General features: G+C 59.9%; 2 rRNA genes. Both read right to left on the bottom strand.

The annotated features are described in order from the left end of the window. Window positions 1-94: 94 nt before the first annotated feature. A 23S ribosomal RNA gene (locus ACI79F_RS24310) occupies window positions 95-3,217 on the bottom strand. Window positions 3,218-3,725: 508 nt separating this feature from the next. Further along, a 16S ribosomal RNA gene (locus tag ACI79F_RS24305) occupies window positions 3,726-5,244 on the bottom strand. The 16S and 23S rRNA genes sit together here, the layout of an rRNA operon. Window positions 5,245-5,401: the final 157 nt, after the last annotated feature.

The following is a 5,401-nucleotide window of genomic DNA, read 5'->3' as shown; positions in this document are numbered from 1 at the left end:
CGACCCACATCCACGTGTGTGGGGGTCGTTCGTTCAGAGCTGCACAGTGGACGCTTGTTCTTCACCGCGGTGTTCGTGGTGTGAAGTGGGTTGTGTGGTCAAGCCCTCGGCCTGTTAGTACCGGTCAGCTCCACACCTTGCGGTGCTTCCACTTCCGGCCTATCAACCCGCTGGTCTGGGCGGGGGCCTTACCCCATTGACTGGGTGAGAGACCTCATCTTGAAGCGAGCTTCCCGCTTAGATGCTTTCAGCGGTTATCCCTGCCGAACGTAGCCAACCAGCAGTGCACCTGGCGGTACAACTGGCACACCAGAGGTTCGTCCGTCCCGGTCCTCTCGTACTAGGGACAGCTCTTCTCAAGTCTCTTACGCGCACGGCGGATAGGGACCGAACTGTCTCACGACGTTCTAAACCCAGCTCGCGTACCGCTTTAATGGGCGAACAGCCCAACCCTTGGGACCTACTCCAGCCCCAGGATGCGACGAGCCGACATCGAGGTGCCAAACCATCCCGTCGATATGGACTCTTGGGGAAGATCAGCCTGTTATCCCCGGGGTACCTTTTATCCGTTGAGCGACACCGCTTCCACATGCCGGTGCCGGGTCACTAGTCCCAGCTTTCGCTCCTGCTCGACCCGTCGGTCTCGCAGTCAAGCTCCCTTGTGCACTTGCACTCGACACCTGATTGCCAACCAGGCTGAGGGAACCTTTGGGCGCCTCCGTTACATTTTGGGAGGCAACCGCCCCAGTTAAACTACCCACCTGACACTGTCCCTGATCCGGATCACGGACCGAGGTTAGACATCCAATTCGACCAGAGTGGTATTTCAACGGCGACTCCACGAGTGCTGGCGCACCCGCTTCACAGTCTCCCACCTATCCTACACAAGCCGAACCGAACACCAATATCAAGCTATAGTGAAGGTCCCGGGGTCTTTCCGTCCTGCCGCGCGTAACGAGCATCTTTACTCGTAGTGCAATTTCGCCGAGCCTGTGGTTGAGACAGCTGAGAAGTCGTTACGCCATTCGTGCAGGTCGGAACTTACCCGACAAGGAATTTCGCTACCTTAGGATGGTTATAGTTACCACCGCCGTTTACTGGCGCTTGAGTTCTGAGCTTCGCCTTGCGGCTAACCCGTCCCCTTAACGTTCCAGCACCGGGCAGGCGTCAGTCCGTATACATCGTCTTACGACTTCGCACGGACCTGTGTTTTTAGTAAACAGTCGCTTCTCACTGGTCTCTGCGACCACCCCCCGCTGCCACACGCGTGGTGCTTGACGGGAAGCGGTCCCCCTTCTCCCGAAGTTACGGGGGCATTTTGCCGAGTTCCTTAACCACAGTTCGCTCGATCGCCTCGGTATTCTCTACCTGACCACCTGAGTTGGTTTGGGGTACGGGCCGCTCGGAACTCGCTAGAGGCTTTTCTCGGCAGCATAGGATCATCCCATTCGCCTCATTCGGCTATGCGTCAGGCCTCACCCACATGTGGAACGGATTTGCCTGCTCCACGGGCCACACCCTTGCACCGGTACTACCACTCACCGGTAGGACTACCTTCCTGCGTCACCCCATCGCTTGCCTACTACCAGTCCAGGTCCCCAGCTAGCCCGGATCGGCCACAAGGGCCTCACCGGATTCGGTGGGTTAGTATCGCCGGGTTCAGCATGGGCGTTCCTTCGCGGGTACGGGAATATCAACCCGTTGTCCATCGACTACGCCTGTCGGCCTCGCCTTAGGTCCCGACTCACCCTGGGCGGATTAGCCTGGCCCAGGAACCCTTGGTCTTCCGGCGGAGGAGTTTCTCACTCCCCTCTCGCTACTCATGCCTGCATTCTCACTCGCGTGGCGTCCACGGCTGGATTCCTCCGCCGCTTCCACCGCCACACGACGCTCCCCTACCCACCCACACACCTGGCCGGCGCTCCGAAGAACGACGACGGGCTCCATGTGAGTGCCACGGCTTCGGCGGTGTGCTTGAGCCCCGCTACATTGTCGGCGCGGAACCACTTGACCAGTGAGCTATTACGCACTCTTTCAAGGGTGGCTGCTTCTAAGCCAACCTCCTGGTTGTCTCTGCGATCCCACATCCTTTTCCACTTAGCACACGCTTAGGGGCCTTAGCCGATGATCTGGGCTGTTTCCCTCTCGACTACGAACCTTATCGCCCGCAGTCTCACTGCCGCGCTCTCACTTACCGGCATTCGGAGTTTGGTTGACGTCAGTAACCTTGTGGGGCCCATCGGCCATCCAGTGCTCTACCTCCGGCAAGAAACACGCGACGCTGCACCTAAATGCATTTCGGGGAGAACCAGCTATCACCGAGTTTGATTGGCCTTTCACCCCTACCCACAGCTCATCCCCCAGGTTTTCAACCCTGGTGGGTTCGGTCCTCCACGCGGTCTTACCCGCGCTTCAACCTGGCCATGGGTAGATCACTCGGCTTCGGGTCTAGAGCACGCGACTGTGCCGCCCTGTTCGGACTCGCTTTCGCTACGGCTACCCCCCACGGGTTAACCTCGCCACGTACCACTAACTCGCAGGCTCATTCTTCAAAAGGCACGCAATCACCGGCCACCCGAAGGCGGCACGGCTCTCACGGCTTGTAGGCACACGGTTTCAGGTACTATTTCACTCCCCTCCCGGGGTACTTTTCACCTTTCCCTCACGGTACTTGTCCGCTATCGGTCACCAGGGAGTATTCAGGCTTAGCGGGTGGTCCCGCCAGATTCACACCGAATTTCACGGGCTCGGTGCTACTTGGGAAACACGCTCGGGAGGACGGCAGTTTTCGTGTACGGGGCTCTCACCCTCTACGGCGACCCGTTCCAGCAGGCCTTCCACTAACCATCCGTCTTTCTGACTCCCTGCGTGCGCGGCAGCACACGCTGAGCGGTCCCACGACCCCGTCTCCACAACGCCTGCCGGCTATCACATGGAAACGGTTTAGCCTCATCCGCTTTCGCTCGCCACTACTCACGGAATCACGGTTGTTTTCTCTTCCTGTGGGTACTGAGATGTTTCACTTCCCCACGTTCCCTCCACACGCCCTATGTGTTCAGGCGCGGGTCACACCACATGACTGGTGCGGGGTTCCCCCATTCGGACATCCTCGGATCAACGCTCGGTTGGCAGCTCCCCGAGGCTTATCGCAGCCTCCTACGTCCTTCATCGGCTCCTGGTGCCCAGGCATCCACCGTGTGCCCTTAACAACTTGGCCACACAAAACCTACAAACCACGAACCCCACCCGGCACCGACAGCCACCGGCCGCCTCCCGCCGAAGCAGAAGACCACCAGCACCCATCACCGGGACCCGGGATCCGCGAACTGTTGAAGATGCTCGCGTCCACTGTGCAGTTCTCAACGAACGACCAGCCACCCCCCACCCCGCCCCACCAGACCCCCACCCCCCACAGGGAGCGAAGCGGTATGAGACGCAGGAAGGCCCTGGCACGAAGGACACCCGACACCCCGCAGGGCGCCGGCCCGTTCCTTCAGGACCCAACAGCGTGCCTACGACCGGCTCCCGTCCAGATCCGCCGCGTTCCCCACCTCCTTCCGGAGGCCGTACTAGCAGCGGCCCGAACCGGGCCGGCCGAACTGGTCAGCGTTCCACCCTCGAGCACCATCCAGACACCCCGCGCGCCCTCCGGAAGTGGAGAACACGTCTTGGTCTGGCATGGCTCTGCACCGACACACGCTGTGCGCCGGTGAGTTGCTCCTTAGAAAGGAGGTGATCCAGCCGCACCTTCCGGTACGGCTACCTTGTTACGACTTCGTCCCAATCGCCGATCCCGCCTTCGACGGCTCCCTCCCACAAGGGGTTGGGCCACCGGCTTCGGGCGTTACCGACTTTCGTGACGTGACGGGCGGTGTGTACAAGGCCCGGGAACGTATTCACCGCAGCGTTGCTGATCTGCGATTACTAGCGACTCCAACTTCATGGGGTCGAGTTGCAGACCCCAATCCGAACTGAGACCGGCTTTTTGGGATTCGCTCCACCTCGCGGTATCGCAGCCCTTTGTACCGGCCATTGTAGCATGTTTGCAGCCCTAGACATAAGGGGCATGATGATTTGACGTCATCCCCACCTTCCTCCGAGTTGACCCCGGCAGTCTCCCATGAGTCCCCACCATCACGTGCTGGCAACATGGAACGAGGGTTGCGCTCGTTGCGGGACTTAACCCAACATCTCACGACACGAGCTGACGACAACCATGCACCACCTGTGCACGGCCCTTACGGACCCCCCATCTCTGGAGGATTTCCGTGCATGTCAAGCCTAGGTAAGGTTCTTCGCGTTGCATCGAATTAAGCAACATGCTCCGCCGCTTGTGCGGGCCCCCGTCAATTCCTTTGAGTTTTAGCCTTGCGGCCGTACTCCCCAGGCGGGGCGCTTAATGCGTTAGCTGCGGCACGGAGACCGTGGAATGGCCCCCACACCTAGCGCCCAACGTTTACGGCGTGGACTACCAGGGTATCTAATCCTGTTCGCTCCCCACGCTTTCGCTCCTCAGCGTCAGTTTCGGCCCAGAGACCCGCCTTCGCCACCGGTGTTCCTCCTGATATCTGCGCATTTCACCGCTACACCAGGAATTCCAGTCTCCCCTGCCGAACTCAAGTCCGCCCGTATCGACTGCAGGCCCGGAGTTGAGCTCCGGGTTTTCACAGCCGACGCGACGAACCGCCTACGAGCTCTTTACGCCCAATAATTCCGGACAACGCTTGCACCCTACGTATTACCGCGGCTGCTGGCACGTAGTTGGCCGGTGCTTCTTCTGCAGGTACCGTCACTTGCGCTTCGTCCCTGCTGAAAGAGGTTTACAACCCGAAGGCCGTCATCCCCCACGCGGCGTCGCTGCGTCAGGCTTTCGCCCATTGCGCAATATTCCCCACTGCTGCCTCCCGTAGGAGTCTGGGCCGTGTCTCAGTCCCAGTGTGGCCGGTCACCCTCTCAGGCCGGCTACCCGTCGTCGCCTTGGTAGGCCACTACCCCACCAACAAGCTGATAGGCCGCGGGCCCATCCCCAGCCGATAAATCTTTCCACCACCAGACCATGCGGTCAGCGGTCATATCCGGTATTAGCCCCAATTTCTTGGAGTTATCCCAGAGCCAGGGGCAGGTTGCCCACGTGTTACTCACCCGTTCGCCACTGATCCCCCCCGAAGGAGTTCACCGTTCGACTTGCATGTGTTAAGCACGCCGCCAGCGTTCGTCCTGAGCCAGGATCAAACTCTCCGTAGATGAATTTCAATCCATGGCCGAGAACCGCGAGCTGACACTCGCGATGTCAATCAACCAAAGGAATCCCAGCACCACGAACCCGAAGATCCGCAGCACCCGGGGTATTACTTGGCACTGACTTTCGGCACGCTGTTGAGTTCTCAAGGAACGGACGCGC

Source organism: Blastococcus sp. SYSU D00868 (assembly GCF_054050575.1).
The sequence above is the reverse complement of the archived record's forward strand: the minus strand, read 5'-3'. Positions and strand labels throughout refer to the sequence as shown.